Annotated in this window: 14 protein-coding genes; 3 read left to right on the forward strand and 11 right to left on the reverse strand. The window is 59.3% G+C overall.

The window, feature by feature from the left end:
• Positions 1-164 precede the first annotated feature (164 nt).
• The 8 genes from HFK74_RS31045 to HFK74_RS31080 form a co-directional block, all read right to left on the reverse strand.
• Positions 165-926 (reverse strand): secretin N-terminal domain-containing protein, encoded by a 762-nt coding sequence (locus HFK74_RS31045; protein WP_180206864.1) that lies wholly within the window; start codon positions 924-926, stop codon positions 165-167.
• 240 nt (positions 927-1,166) lie between these two features.
• The gene (locus HFK74_RS31050) at positions 1,167-1,592 is read right to left on the reverse strand and encodes a GNAT family N-acetyltransferase (protein WP_032831798.1); all 426 of its coding nucleotides are present in this window, start codon (positions 1,590-1,592) and stop codon (positions 1,167-1,169) included.
• Entirely contained in the window at positions 1,585-2,754 is a 1,170-nt protein-coding gene (locus HFK74_RS31055) for a cupin domain-containing protein (RefSeq protein ID WP_008062001.1), read from the reverse strand. Before HFK74_RS31055 ends, HFK74_RS31050 begins: the two co-directional genes overlap by 8 nt.
• Before the next feature lie 86 nt (positions 2,755-2,840).
• A complete protein-coding gene (gene purB / locus HFK74_RS31060) occupies positions 2,841-4,211 on the reverse strand; it encodes an adenylosuccinate lyase (RefSeq protein WP_007940861.1) in 1,371 nt (456 codons plus the stop codon).
• A 124-nt stretch (positions 4,212-4,335) separates the two neighbouring features.
• On the reverse strand, positions 4,336-4,959 hold the full coding sequence (hflD, locus tag HFK74_RS31065) for a high frequency lysogenization protein HflD (RefSeq protein ID WP_008062011.1): 624 nt from the start codon (positions 4,957-4,959) through the stop codon (positions 4,336-4,338).
• Positions 4,956-6,089 (reverse strand): tRNA 2-thiouridine(34) synthase MnmA, encoded by a 1,134-nt coding sequence (gene mnmA / locus HFK74_RS31070; protein ID WP_008062013.1) that lies wholly within the window; start codon positions 6,087-6,089, stop codon positions 4,956-4,958. Before mnmA ends, hflD begins: the two co-directional genes overlap by 4 nt.
• Before the next feature lie 59 nt (positions 6,090-6,148).
• Positions 6,149-6,595 (reverse strand): NUDIX hydrolase, encoded by a 447-nt coding sequence (locus HFK74_RS31075; protein ID WP_180206865.1) that lies wholly within the window; start codon positions 6,593-6,595, stop codon positions 6,149-6,151.
• A gap of 228 nt (positions 6,596-6,823) precedes the next feature.
• Positions 6,824-9,049: an NADP-dependent isocitrate dehydrogenase gene (locus tag HFK74_RS31080; protein WP_180206866.1), complete on the reverse strand. Its 2,226-nt coding sequence runs from the start codon at positions 9,047-9,049 to the stop codon at positions 6,824-6,826.
• Between the two features lie 494 nt (positions 9,050-9,543).
• Between HFK74_RS31080 and icd the strand changes: the two genes are divergently transcribed.
• Positions 9,544-10,800 carry an NADP-dependent isocitrate dehydrogenase gene (gene icd, locus HFK74_RS31085; RefSeq protein ID WP_007951441.1) on the forward strand — a complete coding sequence of 419 codons (1,257 nt, stop codon included), beginning with the start codon at positions 9,544-9,546 and terminating at the stop codon, positions 10,798-10,800.
• Between the two features lie 81 nt (positions 10,801-10,881).
• Here icd and cspD read toward each other — a convergent pair whose 3' ends face one another.
• Entirely contained in the window at positions 10,882-11,139 is a 258-nt protein-coding gene (gene cspD, locus HFK74_RS31090) for a cold shock domain-containing protein CspD (RefSeq protein WP_180206867.1), read from the reverse strand.
• A gap of 224 nt (positions 11,140-11,363) precedes the next feature.
• Here cspD and clpS point away from each other — a divergent pair, with 224 nt between their 5' ends.
• Together clpS and clpA are read left to right on the forward strand one after the other, a co-directional pair.
• Positions 11,364-11,747, forward strand: a complete 384-nt coding sequence (gene clpS, locus HFK74_RS31095) for an ATP-dependent Clp protease adapter ClpS (protein WP_008062017.1) — start codon at positions 11,364-11,366, stop codon at positions 11,745-11,747.
• A gap of 30 nt (positions 11,748-11,777) precedes the next feature.
• Entirely contained in the window at positions 11,778-14,048 is a 2,271-nt protein-coding gene (gene clpA, locus HFK74_RS31100) for an ATP-dependent Clp protease ATP-binding subunit ClpA (protein WP_008062019.1), read from the forward strand.
• Between the two features lie 221 nt (positions 14,049-14,269).
• Here clpA and infA read toward each other — a convergent pair whose 3' ends face one another.
• Together infA and HFK74_RS31110 are read right to left on the reverse strand one after the other, a co-directional pair.
• Complete coding sequence (infA, locus tag HFK74_RS31105) at positions 14,270-14,488, reverse strand: translation initiation factor IF-1 (RefSeq protein ID WP_002553999.1); 219 nt, start codon at positions 14,486-14,488, stop codon at positions 14,270-14,272.
• Between the two features lie 111 nt (positions 14,489-14,599).
• Positions 14,600-15,307 carry an arginyltransferase gene (locus HFK74_RS31110; RefSeq protein WP_008062021.1) on the reverse strand — a complete coding sequence of 236 codons (708 nt, stop codon included), beginning with the start codon at positions 15,305-15,307 and terminating at the stop codon, positions 14,600-14,602.
• Positions 15,308-15,339: the final 32 nt, after the last annotated feature.

Here is a 15,339-nt window from a genome sequence, read left to right on the forward strand (position 1 = left end):
GGGTAGGTGCGAACATCGCCTCGAAGGCCCTTGCCAGGGCCCCTGATTAGCGGGAGCGAGGCCATCATGCCTTCGCTTTTTTGGCTCGTCAAACGTTTTGTAGTGCTTTTTTTCAAGCACTACATCTTTGGTCTAATACGACTTGTCAGTCAGTTTTTGATGTCTCAGTCCAAAGTATCGACTTTCACCCGCAGGGTCATGTCATCGCGTCCCTGGGTCCCGTAGCTGCGGGCCACGCCCTGTTTGTCGGCCTGGGTCTGGCGATTCACCCCGGCCAGCAGGATCCATTCGCCCAGGCGGCCGGTGACGGTTGTGTCGGTGCTTTGCACGTTCACTACATCGGGACGTTCCTGGCTCATGCGGTCACGGTTGGTACTGATCGACAGGTGAACGATCTCGCCGGTGACGTTGGCGGTGACGTAGAAGCCCTGGGTCACGTTGCGGTATTCGGTCTGGCTGCGCAGGTCGCCGTAGGAGTCGACCTGGGTGCTGGTCAGCGGAACGCTCTGGCCGACCTGGATCAGTGCCGGCATGCCGTCGGTGGCCTGGACTTGCTGGATGCCACCTTCGCGGCTGGCGGTGCTGTGGCTGATGATGCGGGTCTGGCTCGGCCTGGTGCCGTTCACCGAGTAACCCTGATCGCCCTGGACGTTGTTTTCGTTGGTGTCGACGGTGATCAGCAGGCGTTTGGGCGCGGTATCGAGTTGGCTCAACAAGGCTTTAAGTTCGTCGATCTTGCGCTGATCGGCGTTGACGATGAGTTGATTGCCGTAGGCGCTGACCTGGCCTTCCTTGCCGATGAAATCCTGCGCCACCGGCAACATGTCGGCGCTGGAGTGGTAGTTCAGCGGCACGATTTCGGTGGCTGCCATGAGCGAAAAACTGCAGGTCACCAGCAGTGTGGTGAGCAGGGTGCGTAGGGACATATCCGTTATCTCCGCAATCAAAGACGTGATGTTGCCACTTTGTCGGCCCGGGAGGGGGCAAGTTGAATCCTAGACAGCAAAACGCCCCGGAATCCGAAAATGGCGGGGCGTTTTGTGATCGTTCCCACGCTCTGCGTGGGAATGCAGCCTGTGACGCTCCGCGTCACTTGCCGCAATGGGACGCAGAGCGTCCCGAGAGGCATTCCCACGCGGAGCGTGGGAACGATCAGTGGCAGGGTATCAAGCCGAATGGCGGACCATGTCCACATGCGGAATCCCTGCTTCCAGGAACTCCTCACTGACCATGTGGAAGCCCAAACGCTCATAGAACGCCGTGGCTTGCACCTGGGCGCTGAGCATCTGCTGCTTCAGCCCGCGCTCTTCGGCCTCACCGATCACCGCGTGCATCAGGGCATCGCCGACTTTCAGGCCGCGCCAGTCCTTGAGGACCGACACCCGGCCAACGTGGCCGTCAGGCAACAGGCGGGCGGTGCCCACCGGAAAGTCGCCTTCGAGGGCCAGGAAGTGCACGGCCGTTACATCATCGGCATCCCATTCCAGCTCGGGTGGAACGGATTGCTCGGCAACGAACACTGCTTCACGAATGCGCCGGATCTCGGCGTTGTCTTTCTGCCAGTCTGCGACACGTACGTGAATCTTATTCATCGGCAAACCCCAGGCTTCCTTGCTTGACCAGTTCGCACAGCAGGCCGCGGCCGTCTTCGTCGGTCAACCAGTCGCCCAGGTTGTCGACGTGCAGCGCGTCGGCGGCGCAGATCATCTTCAGCAGTTCGCGCAGTTTGCCCGGCAGGTAACGGCTCTGGCCGCTGGCGAACAGCAGCAGGTCGTCATCGACTTCCGACCAGGCCAGGCGTGCGCTCGGGTTGCGGATCAGTACCGCACCTTGCTCCAGTGCGCCAAGAACGTCGTCTTCCTCGAGGTCTTCAGGGCCGACCACCAGTTCCGGATAGCGTGGCTCGGTCATGAACTGGCCGAACCAGGTCAGCAGCAGGCGCTCGTCGCTCATGTGCTCGGCCAGCAGGCTTTTCAGGCGATCGAGGGCGTCGTGCTGGATCTGGTGCGGATCGGCCGCAGGCAGGGCGTCGGCGTCGGTGTAGCGCTCTTCGTCCGGCAGGAACTGGCTGAGGAAGTCGGTGAAGTGGGTCAGCACTTCAGCGGCGCTCGGCGCGCGGAAACCGACGGAGTAGGTCAGGCAGTCGTCGACGGCTACGCCGCAGTGGGCCAGGCGCGGCGGCAGGTAGAGCATGTCGCCCGGTTCCAGAACCCATTCATCGGTGGCTTCGAAGTCGGCGAGGATGCGCAGGTCCGCGTGTTGCAGCAGCGGGCTTTCGGAGTCGCACATCTGGCCGATTTTCCAGTTGCGCTTGCCGTGGCCTTGCAACAGGAACACGTCGTAGTTGTCGAAGTGCGGACCGACGCTGCCACCGGGGGCGGCGAAGCTGATCATCACGTCGTCGATGCGCCAGCTCGGCAGGAAGCGAAAGTGCTCCAGCAACTCGCTGACTTCCGGCACGAACTGGTCGACGGCCTGCACCAGCAGGGTCCACTCGCGCTCCGGCAATTTGCTGAACTCGTCTTCGGCAAACGGGCCGCGACGCAATTCCCATGGGCGCTCGCCGTTCTCGATGATCAGGCGCGATTCGACTTCTTCTTCCAGCGCCAGGCCGGCCAGTTCGTCGGCATCGATCGGGCTTTCGAAATCGGGAATCGCCTGACGGATCAACAGCGGTTTTTTCTGCCAGTAGTCGCGCAGGAACTCGCGTGCCGTGATGCCGCCCAGAAGTTGAAGAGGAATGTCAGGATTCATGTGTAACCTATTGAAAAAAAGCACTTTTCATACGGGAATAAAAACGCCCGGCGCGGCCGGGCGTCTTAAAAGGGTCTAGCGGTCGATCAGATGCGTTTGGCTTGCGCTACAGCGTTGCCGATGTAGTTCGCCGGGGTGAGCAGTTTCAGCTCGGCCTTGGCGGCGGCTGGCATGTCCAGGCCGTCGATGAAAGTTTGCAGCGCTTCAGGGCTGATGCCCTTGCCGCGGGTCAATTCTTTCAGCTTTTCGTACGGGTTTTCGATGTTGTAGCGACGCATGACGGTCTGGATTGGCTCGGCCAACACTTCCCAGCAGGCGTCCAGGTCAGCGGCAATCTTCTGCTCGTTGAGCTCCAGCTTGCTGATGCCCTTGAGGCTGGCTTCGTACGCGATCACGCTGTGGGCGAAGCCGACACCGAGGTTGCGCAGTACGGTGGAGTCGGTCAGGTCGCGCTGCCAGCGGGAGATCGGCAGCTTGCTCGCCAGGTGCTGGAACAGTGCGTTGGCGATACCCAGGTTGCCTTCGGAGTTTTCGAAGTCGATCGGGTTGACCTTGTGCGGCATGGTCGACGAACCGATTTCGCCAGCGATGGTGCGCTGTTTGAAATAACCCAGGGAGATGTAGCCCCAGATATCACGGTCGAAGTCGATCAGGATGGTGTTGAAGCGCGCGATCGCGTCGAACAGCTCGGCGATGTAGTCGTGCGGTTCGATCTGCGTGGTGTACGGGTTGAAGCCCAGGCCCAGCTCGTCTTCGATGAAGGCGCGGGCATTGGCTTCCCAGTCGATCTCAGGGTAGGCCGACAGGTGAGCGTTGTAGTTGCCGACAGCACCGTTGATCTTGCCCAGCAGTGGAACGGCAGCGACCTGGGCGATCTGGCGCTCCAGGCGGTAAACCACGTTTGCCAGCTCTTTGCCCAGGGTGGTCGGCGAAGCCGGTTGGCCGTGGGTGCGCGACAGCATCGGCACGTCGGCGAAGCGGATGGCCAGTTCGCGGATGGCGTTGGCGGTCTGGCGCATCAGCGGCAGCATCACGTCATCACGGCCTTCACGCAGCATCAGGGCGTGGGACAGGTTGTTGATGTCCTCGCTGGTGCAGGCGAAGTGGATGAATTCGCTGACCTTGGCCAGTTCCGGCAGCTTGGCCGCCTGCTCTTTAAGCAGGTATTCGATGGCTTTTACGTCGTGGTTGGTGGTGCGCTCGATCTCTTTGACACGCTCGGCGTGCTCCAGGGAGAAGTTTTCCGCCAGGGTGTTCAATACCGCGTTGGCTTCGGCGGAGAACGCCGGCACTTCGCTGATGGCGGGGTGAGCGGCCAGGCGCTGGAGCCAGCGCACTTCAACCAGGACGCGGGCACGGATCAGGCCGTACTCGCTGAAAATTGGGCGCAGGGCCTGGGTTTTGCCGGCGTAGCGGCCGTCAACAGGGGAAACCGCAGTGAGCGAAGAGAGCTGCATGGGGTGTTCTCGGACAGTCGGGCAACGAAATGGGGCGCGTATCATACATGAAAAAATCCGCCGGTCCGTCGCCAACTGACCGGCGTATTACGCGTATTGCTAAGTTCTGTGCTGTCGATGCGGGTTATTCGTTACGCATCAATGGGTAAAGCTCTTTCAGCAATTTGCGGCGGCTGATCACCAGCTGCCAGCGATGACCGCCCAATTGCCGCCACAGGCGTGCCGATCGGATACCGGCCAGCAGCAGGGCACGAATTTTCGAGGCGTTGCTCGGTTGCTGCAGGTTGCGCATGTCGCCGTGCACCTGGATGCGTTGGCGCAGGGTGCTCAAGGTGTCCTGATACAGCGCGCCGCACGCGGCGATCACGTTTTCGTGGGCCGGGCCGAAGTGCTCGACCTGGGACTGGATCTGCGGCAGGCGTTTGCCGATGACCTCCAGCATGTCCTCACGCTTGGCCAGCTGACGCTCCAGGCCCAGCATGGCCAAGGCATAGCGCAGCGGTTCGCGCTGCAGGGCGCTCGGGTCGCGTTCGAGGGCGCCGATCAAGGCGCGATAGCCTTCGCGCAGGTTGATATCGTCGCCGCCGTAGACTTCCAGGGTGTCCTTGGGGTCGCGAATCAGCAGGCTGCCGAGCATGCAGGTCAGGCCGGCCTCGTTGGTCTGGCCGGTCTTGGCGATCTTGTCGACCAGTACGGCGGCGAGGAATACGCCGCCCAGCGCCGTCAGTTGCTCCTGGGTCGGGCTCATTGGGCCTGGCCCTTGCTGGTCCAGGGTTCCGCCACTTCGATCACGCCGCCGCCGAGGCAGATCTCGCCGTCGTAGAACACCACGGATTGACCGGGAGTGACCGCGCGTTGCGGGTCGTCGAAGGTCGCGCGATAGCCGGTAGCGGTTTTCTCCAGGGTGCAGGGCTGGTCGCCCTGGCGATAACGAACCTTGGCGGTCAGCCTGCGTGGCTGGCTCAGGTCGATCGGGTTGACCCAATAGATATCCGAAGCGAGCAGGGCGCGGGAGAACAGCCACGGGTGATCGTTACCCTGGCCAACGATCAGTTCGTTGTGTTCCAGGTCCTTGATCAACACGTACCACGGCTCGTCGCTGGCGTCTTTCAGGCCGCCGATGCCCAGGCCCTGGCGTTGGCCGATGGTGTGGTACATCAGGCCATGGTGGCGGCCGATGATTTCACCTTCGGTGGTCTTGATCTCGCCCGGTTGCGCCGGCAGGTATTGCTTGAGGAAGTCGCTGAAGCGGCGTTCACCGATAAAGCAAATGCCGGTGGAATCCTTCTTTTTCGCGGTCGCCAGCTCGTATTTTTCGGCAATGGCGCGAACCTGGGGTTTTTCCAGTTCGCCGACCGGGAACAGGGTCTTGGCGATCTGTTCGCCGCCAACGGCGTGCAGGAAGTAGCTCTGGTCCTTGTTCGGGTCCAGGCCCTTGAGCAGTTCGGTGCGGCCGTCGATGTCGCGGCGGCGCACATAGTGGCCGGTGGCGATCAGGTCGGCGCCGAGCATCATGGCGTAGTCGAGGAACGCCTTGAACTTGATCTCGCGGTTGCACAGGATGTCCGGGTTCGGCGTGCGACCGGCCTTGTATTCGGCCAGGAAGTGCTCGAACACGTTGTCCCAGTACTCGGCGGCGAAGTTGGCGGTGTGCAGCTTGATGCCAATCTTGTCGCACACGGCCTGGGCGTCCGCCAGGTCGTCCATGGCGGTGCAGTATTCGGTTCCGTCGTCTTCTTCCCAGTTCTTCATGAACAGGCCTTCCACCTCATAGCCCTGCTCGATCAGCAGGAGGGCGGAAACGGAAGAGTCCACGCCGCCGGACATGCCGACAATGACGCGCTTCTTTTGTGTGTCAGAAGGGGCTGGATCACGCATAGGGATTCAATGAGTGTCTTGAAAAAGGACGCGATTCTAACAGGCTCGGGCCTGCAAGGCTAAAGAGAAGGACGGATCAATTCGAGGCCGAAGTGTTTTCCGTCGAGATAGTCGTCAATGCAACGGATGATCAGTTCGCTGCGCCAGTTGTCGCGCTGCTCGATTAATTCCTCGCGGGTCAGCCACTTGGCGCCGACGATGCCGTCGTCCAGTTGATATTCAGGGTGATGTTTCAGCGGTTTGGCGATGAAGCAGACCCGTTGATAGGTTACGCCGTTGCTCGGCGCGGTATAGAGATAAATGCCCAGTACGCCAGTGGCTTTGACGTCCCAGCCGGTTTCCTCGAGGGTTTCGCGCACGGCGGCCTCGGTCAGGGTTTCATTCGGGTCCAGGTGGCCGGCGGGCTGGTTGAGCACCACGCGTCCGTGCTTGAGTTCCTCGACCATCAGGAAGCGGCCGTTGTCCTCGACGATGGTGGCGACGGTGATGTGGGGTTTCCAGTCCATAAACTTTCCTCGAATTTTGAATGGTGAAACACGGACCTTGTAGGAGCTGGCTTGTCGGGCCGCCGCATCGCAGCGAAGGCGGTCTGTCAGGGAGCAGCTTTATCGACTGAGCTGGCACTTTCGCTGGCAAGCCAGCTCCTACAGGGGCGGGTCCACAGAGGATATGTGTAGAGCCCGAAAACACAAACCCCGGCACAGGGCCGGGGTTTGTGATGTTCCCTTACAACCTTAAACCAGCGCAGCAACCGCCGCGTTGAAGGTTGCGCTTGGGCGCATGGCCTTGCTGATCAGCTCGGCATTGGCGTGGTAGTAACCGCCGATGTCCACTGGCTTGCCTTGAACGGCGTTGAGCTCGGCAACGATGGTTGCTTCGTTCTCGGTCAGGGTCTTGGCCAGGGTCGCGAACTGCGCTTGCAGTGCAGTGTCTTCAGTCTGGGCAGCCAGGGCCTGAGCCCAGTACAGCGCCAGGTAGAAGTGGCTGCCGCGGTTGTCGATGTTGCCGACTTTGCGCGATGGCGACTTGTTGTTGTCCAGGAACTGGCCGGTGGCCTGGTCCAGGGTTTTCGACAGTACCAGGGCTTTCGGGTTGTTGTAGTTCACACCCAAATGCTCAAGGGAAGCGGCCAGGGCCAGGAACTCGCCCAGGGAATCCCAACGCAGGAAGTTCTCTTCCAGCAGTTGTTGCACGTGCTTCGGAGCCGAACCGCCAGCGCCGGTTTCGAACAGGCCGCCGCCATTCATCAGCGGAACGATCGACAGCATCTTGGCGCTGGTGCCCAGTTCCATGATCGGGAACAGGTCGGTCAGGTAGTCGCGCAATACGTTGCCGGTTACCGAGATGGTGTCCTTGCCTTCGCGAGTGCGGCGCAGGGTGAACTTCATCGCGTCGACAGGTGCCATGATCTGGATGTCCAGGCCGGCAGTGTCGTGATCCTTCAGGTAAGCCTGGACTTTCTCGATCACAACGCCGTCGTGGGCGCGCATCGGGTCCAGCCAGAAGATCGCCGGAGTGCTGCTTGCGCGAGCACGGTTGACGGCCAGCTTGACCCAGTCCTGGATCGGCGCGTCTTTGGTCTGGCACATGCGGAAGATGTCGTCGGCTTCAACCGACTGTTCCAGCAGCAGGGTGCCATTGGTGTCGGTCACGCGGACAACACCGTTGGTCTTGATCTGGAACGTCTTGTCGTGGGAGCCGTATTCTTCAGCTTTTTTCGCCATCAGGCCAACGTTCGGCACGCTGCCCATGGTGGTCGGATCGAACGCGCCATTGGCCTTGCAGTCTTCGATGACCGCCTGGTAGATGGTTGCGTAGCAGCGATCCGGGATCACGGCCTTGGTGTCGTGCAGCTGGCCGTCGGTGCCCCACATCTTGCCGGAGTCACGGATCATTGCCGGCATCGAGGCGTCGACGATAACGTCGCTCGGCACGTGCAGGTTGGTGATGCCTTTGTCGGAGTTGACCATGGCCAGCGACGGACGAACGGCGTAGACCGCCTGGATGTCCGCTTCGATGGCGGCTTGCTGCTCGGCAGGCAAGGCCTTGATGCGCGAGTACAGGTCGCCGATGCCGTTGTTCAGGTTGAAGCCGATCTGCGCCAGCACGTCAGCGTGCTTGGCCAGGGCGTCCTTGTAGAACTCGGCAACGATCTGGCCGAACATGATCGGGTCGGAGACCTTCATCATGGTGGCTTTCAGGTGAACCGACAGCAGCACGCCTTGTGCCTTGGCGCTTTCGATTTCAGCGGCGATGAAAGCGCGCAGGGCGTTTTTGCTCATCACGGCGCAGTCGAGGATCTCGCCAGCCTGAACGCTGGTTTTTTCTTTCAGGACGGTGGTGGTGCCGTCTTGAGCGATCAGTTCGATCTTGACCGCGCCAGGGGCGTCGATCAGGGCGGCTTTTTCGCTGCCGTAGAAATCACCGCTGCTCATGTGCGCGACGTGGGACTTGGAGTCCGCAGCCCAGGCGCCCATTTTGTGCGGGTGCTTGCGCGCATAGTTCTTGACCGACAGCGGGGCGCGACGGTCGGAGTTGCCTTCGCGCAGTACCGGGTTCACGGCGCTGCCCTTGACCTTGTCGTAGCGCGCCTTGGCTTCTTTGTCGGCGTCGCTGGTCACGGTTTCCGGGTAGTCCGGCAGGGCGTAGCCCTGGGCTTGCAGTTCCTTGATCGCGGCTTGCAGTTGCGGAACCGAGGCGCTGATGTTCGGCAGCTTGATGATGTTGGCTTCAGGCGTAACGGCCAGGGCGCCCAGTTCGGCGAGGTGGTCGGCTACGGCTTTGTCGCCCAATTGCTCGGGGAAGCTGGCCAGGATGCGCCCTGCAAGAGAGATATCGCGGGTTTCAACGGCGATATCAGCCGAGGCGGTGAAGGCCTCTACGATAGGCAACAGTGAATAGGTGGCGAGGGCGGGAGCTTCGTCGGTGAAGGTATAGATGATCTTCGAGCGGGTGGGCATATTCGGATTAACTCTCTCTTCTTTGCTAAAGCGTGCGCAGAAACTCGAGGGGCGCCGGGTAAGCGCGTTCGTTCAAAGTCATCCATGAGCCGAATATCGAGATTTCGTTGCTGTGATGTTGGGTGCATCAGTAGGGCGTCAAGCAGAAGGGCTGCGGTAGCAGACCCTCTCATCGGGCGGAAACACTCGTCGTAGAGCTGTTCAACCTGACGTGACCCTTTAGTCAGCGGCAGCATTATACATAGGTAGCTGGCAATCTGCCGATGGTTCATACACATCTATTGTCGTCCATTGGTCTAAAGGTCGCAGGGACGAGCGGGGCGTAATGTCATTCATCGTGCTTGAGTTTGGCGTTTTTCCCTTTGCTTTCAGGCTTGTAGCTCACGGGTTACATGGCTTTGCGGCATATGAATAGAACATAGGGTTTGCGCGCCGATTTAACTGGGTTACGCTCGAACCAAGCCAGATGTTCAATCCAATCAATGGAGTTCAGCATGGGTTACAAGAAGATTCAGGTTCCAGCCGTCGGCGACAAAATCACCGTCAATGCAGACCATTCTCTCAATGTTCCTGATAATCCGATCATCCCGTTCATTGAAGGCGACGGCATTGGCGTTGACGTCAGCCCCGTCATGATCAAGGTTGTCGATGCTGCCGTGGAAAAGGCCTACGGGGGCAAGCGCAAGATTTCCTGGATGGAAGTCTATGCTGGCGAAAAAGCTACACAAGTCTACGACCAGGACACCTGGCTGCCCCAGGAAACCCTGGATGCCGTTAAAGATTACGTAGTCTCCATCAAGGGTCCGCTGACCACGCCGGTCGGTGGCGGTATCCGCTCCCTCAACGTTGCCCTGCGCCAGCAGTTGGACCTGTACGTGTGCCTGCGGCCGGTGGTGTGGTTCGAAGGTGTGCCAAGCCCGGTGAAAAAGCCTGGCGACGTGGACATGGTGATCTTCCGCGAGAACTCCGAAGACATCTATGCCGGTATCGAGTGGAAGGCCGGCTCGCCGGAAGCCACCAAGGTCATCAAGTTCCTGAAAGAAGAAATGGGCGTCACCAAGATCCGTTTCGATCAGGACTGCGGCATCGGCATCAAGCCGGTTTCGAAAGAAGGCACCAAGCGTCTGGTGCGCAAGGCCCTGCAATACGTGGTGGATAACGACCGCAAGTCGCTGACCATCGTGCACAAGGGCAACATCATGAAGTTCACCGAAGGCGCCTTCAAGGACTGGGGCTATGAGGTGGCGAAAGAAGAATTCGGCGCCGAACTGCTCGATGGCGGCCCGTGGATGAAATTCAAGAACCCGAAAACCGGCCGCGAAGTCGTGGTCAAGGACGCCATCGCCGACGCCATGCTCCAGCAGATCCTGCTGCGCCCAGCCGAATACGACGTGATCGCCACGCTGAACCTCAATGGTGACTACCTCTCCGACGCCCTGGCGGCGGAAGTGGGCGGTATCGGTATCGCGCCAGGCGCCAACCTGTCCGACACCGTGGCCATGTTCGAAGCCACCCACGGTACGGCACCGAAGTATGCTGGCAAGGACCAGGTCAACCCGGGTTCGGTGATCCTTTCGGCAGAAATGATGCTGCGTCACCTGGGCTGGACCGAGGCGGCGGACCTGATCATCAAGGGCACCAATGGCGCGATCAAGGCCAAGACCGTGACCTATGACTTCGAGCGCCTGATGGAAGGCGCCACGCTGGTATCGTCTTCCGGGTTCGGTGAAGCACTGATCAAGCACATGTAGGCAAACGACAGGCGTACAAAAACCGCCCGACTCAAATGAATGAGTCGGGCGGTTTTTTTATGACTGGATGACGGTGTTTCGTTAAACCGTAACTGTCTGTTGCGTAACGGGTGTCGTAGTCTGCGTCGTATCGACAGCGGCGCCGATGTTGATGGCGTGCAGGCCTTTGGGCCCCTGGATAATATCGAAGACAACGGCTTGCCCGGCTTTCAGGGTTTTATAACCTTCCATTTGAATGGCCGAGTAGTGAGCAAACAGGTCTTCCGTTTTGCCGTCCTCGTTGATGAAGCCGTAACCCTTGGCATTGTTGAACCATTTCACCTTGCCACTGACCTTCATACCAACTCCCTCTGCAACAGACTCCATCACTGGAGTATCATCCAGTACATCCGCAGTCACTTCTTAGGAAAAAAGTTGACTCCGCGGACCTTTTTTACCCACTGTGGGCTCTATTGGTTGTAACACCGTTTTGCCGATAGTCAAGGTGACCAGGCAGTCGGAGTTGAAATCGCCCAAGACCGCCCCCACCACTGTATTTGCACAACTGACGAACCTTTCTTTCCATGCATGCAATCAGCCAGATTCGACTAACATTCAATCAGGATCGCCCGTTTCTCCAGAAAGACCGCCCGGAGGAACACGACGACGATTCCGCAGGCATTGCTGTTCAGGAGGCCAAGCCTGCTTTACAGGCACCGCCGATGTACAAGGTGGTTTTGTTCAACGATGACTACACACCGATGGATTTCGTCGTCGAAGTGCTCGAGGTGTTTTTTAACCTGAATCGCGAGCTGGCGACCAAGGTCATGCTGGCCGTCCATACAGAAGGACGGGCAGTATGTGGAGTGTTTACCCGCGACATCGCCGAGACAAAGGCCATGCAGGTCAACCAGTACGCCAGGGAAAGCCAGCATCCGCTACTCTGTGAAATCGAGAAGGACGGTTAATCGCCGACCACTTGGGTATGAGGTGAAGCTATGTTAAACCGCGAGCTCGAAGTCACCCTCAATCTTGCCTTCAAGGAGGCTCGTTCGAAGCGTCATGAATTCATGACCGTCGAACATCTTCTGCTGGCCCTATTGGACAATGAGGCTGCCGCCACCGTTTTGCGTGCGTGCGGCGCAAACCTCGACAAACTCAAGCATGACCTGCAGGAGTTCATCGACTCCACCACGCCATTGATCCCCGTGCATGACGAGGATCGCGAAACCCAGCCAACCCTGGGCTTCCAGCGTGTACTGCAACGTGCTGTGTTTCACGTACAGAGCTCGGGCAAACGCGAAGTGACTGGCGCCAACGTGCTGGTCGCGATCTTCAGTGAGCAAGAGAGTCAGGCAGTGTTCCTGCTGAAACAGCAGAGCGTTGCCCGTATCGATGTCGTCAACTACATCGCCCACGGCATTTCCAAGGTGCCAGGGCACGGCGATCACTCTGAGGGTGAGCAAGATATGCAGGACGACGAGGGCGGTGAGTCTTCATCTTCAGGCAATCCACTGGATGCTTATGCCAGCAACCTTAATGAACTCGCGCGCCAGGGTCGAATCGATCCATTGGTAGGCCGTGAGCTGGAAGTCGAGCGCGTCGCCCAGATCCTGGCGCGTCGTCGCAAGAACAATCCGTTGCTGGTGGGCGAGGCGGGCGTGGGTAAAACCGCGATTGCCGAAGGCCTGGCCAAGCGCATTGTCGACAACCAGGTGCCGGACCTGCTGGCCAACAGCGTGGTTTACTCCCTTGACCTGGGTGCCTTGCTGGCCGGGACCAAATACCGCGGCGATTTCGAGAAGCGCTTCAAGGCGTTGCTCAATGAGCTGAAAAAACGCCCGCAGGCGATCCTGTTCATCGACGAAATCCACACCATCATCGGTGCGGGTGCCGCGTCCGGTGGCGTCATGGATGCCTCGAACCTGCTCAAGCCGCTGCTGTCGTCGGGTGATATCCGCTGCATCGGTTCGACCACCTTCCAGGAATTTCGCGGGATCTTCGAGAAGGACCGTGCCCTGGCCCGGCGCTTCCAGAAGGTCGATGTGTCGGAGCCTTCGGTGGAAGACACCATCGGTATCCTGCGCGGCCTGAAAGGGCGTTTCGAGACCCATCACAATATCGAATACAGTGATGAAGCCCTGCGCGCCGCTGCCGAACTGGCTTCGCGCTACATCAATGACCGGCACATGCCAGACAAGGCGATCGACGTGATTGACGAGGCGGGTGCCTTCCAGCGCCTGCAGCCGGTGGAAAAACGGGTGAAACGCATCGAAGTGCCTCAGGTCGAGGACATCGTCGCGAAAATCGCGCGGATTCCGCCAAAACACGTCACCAGTTCCGACAAAGAGCTGCTGCGTAACCTCGAGCGTGACCTGAAGTTGACGGTGTTTGGTCAGGATGCGGCGATCGATTCGCTGGCGACCGCGATCAAGCTGTCCCGTGCCGGCCTCAAGTCGCCTGACAAGCCAGTCGGTTCGTTCCTGTTCGCAGGTCCTACCGGCGTCGGTAAAACCGAAGCGGCGCGTCAGCTGGCCAAGGCGCTGGGTGTCGAATTGATTCGCTTCGACATGTCCGAGTACATGGAGCGCCACACCGTATCGCGTCTGATCGGTGCGCCTCCAGGCTATGTCGGGTTCGACCAGGGCGGTCTGCTGACCGAAGCCATCACCAAGCAGCCACACTGCGTGCTGTTGCTCGATGAGATCGAGAAGGCGCATCCGGAAGTCTTCAACCTGCTGCTGCAGGTCATGGACCACGGGACGCTGACCGATAACAACGGGCGCAAAGCCGACTTCCGTAACGTGATCGTCATCATGACGACCAACGCCGGTGCCGAAACTGCAGCCCGCGCTTCGATCGGTTTCACCCATCAGGACCACTCGTCCGATGCGATGGAAGTGATCAAGAAGAGCTTCACCCCAGAGTTCCGCAACCGTCTGGACACCATCATCCAGTTTGGTCGCCTCAGTCATGAGGTCATCAAGAGCGTGGTGGACAAGTTCCTTACCGAACTTCAGGCGCAGCTGGAAGACAAGCGCGTGCAGCTGGAAGTGACAGACGCTGCACGAGGCTGGCTGGCGGCAACTGGCTACGACACGGCTATGGGCGCTCGCCCAATGGCGCGCTTGATCCAGGACAAGATCAAGCGTCCGCTGGCGGAAGAGATCCTGTTTGGCGAACTGGCCGACCATGGTGGCGTGGTTCATATCGATCTGAAGGACGGCGAGCTGACCTTCGAGTTCGAAACCACGGCTGAAATGGCCTGACGTTAAACGCAGCAAAACAAAAAGGCGCCAATTGGCGCCTTTTTGTTGTCTGCAGGATTTGATCGTTCCTACGCTCTGCGTGGGAATGCAGCCCGGGACGCTCCGCGTCCCAAATCAAAAGCCGAACGCGGAGCGTCCGTTGAGGCATTCCCACGCAGAGCGTGGGAACGATCGGCAAACAAAAACGCCCGGCATAAGCCGGGCGTCTTGTATTGACTTGATTAGCGAGCGCGGTAAGTGATGCGCCCTTTGCTCAAGTCATAGGGCGTCAGCTCGACGCGCACTTTGTCACCGGTAAGAATACGAATGTAGTTCTTGCGCATCTTGCCGGAAATATGCGCGGTTACGACGTGCCCATTTTCCAACTCCACACGAAACATGGTGTTGGGCAGGGTGTCGACGACAGTGCCTTCCATTTCGAAGCTGTCTTCTTTCGACATGCAGTAAAGCCCTCGGTGTCCAATGAATGGCCCGGTGCAACTGCGCCAGGCAAAAGCGGCGTGCATTGTGCCCGAAAAGTGGTGTTTAAGCCAAGGGGTTTAGGGCCTGCTCTAGTTCAGAACGACCCAGCGCTGGTTTATCAGCAGTTCGATGGGGCGATACTGGGTCTTGTAGCTCATTTTTTTGCAGTTCTTGATCCAGTAGCCCAGGTAAACCGCGTCCAGCCCCAGGCGCCGGGCTTCGGCGATTTGCCAGAGGATGGCGTAGCGCCCCAGGCTGCGGCGCTCTTCGGCGGGTTCATAGAAGGTGTAGACCGCCGACAGACCGTTCGGCAGAAGATCTGTAACGGCGATGGCCAGCAGTCGGCCCTCGAGGCGAAATTCGTAGAACCGCGAAAAAGGCAGGTCGCGGACCAGGAAGGTGGAAAACTGATCGCGACTCGGCGGGTACATGTCGCCATCGGCATGGCGTTCTTCGATGTAGCGCTGATAAAGATCGAAATACTCTTCGCTGAAACCCGGCTTGGCGGGGCGCACCTGCAAGTCGGCGTTACGTTTGAAAATGCGTTTCTGCTGACGATTGGGTGTGAATTGCCCTACAGGAATGCGCGCCGGTACGCACGCATTGCAATTCTGGCAATGGGGGCGGTACAGATGATCGCCACTGCGCCGGAAACCCATCTCGGAAAGATCTGCATACACGTGCACATCCATGGGCTGGCTAGGGTCGAGAAACAGGGTCGTGGCCTGCTCCTCGGGCAGATAGCTGCAGGAGTGGGGTTGAGTGGCATAAAACTTCAAGCGCGCCAACTCGGTCATGATCAACCCTCGGGATAAGCTTTTGAATAAGT

Source organism: Pseudomonas sp. SbOxS1 (assembly GCF_013416725.1).
GTDB lineage: Bacteria > Pseudomonadota > Gammaproteobacteria > Pseudomonadales > Pseudomonadaceae > Aquipseudomonas.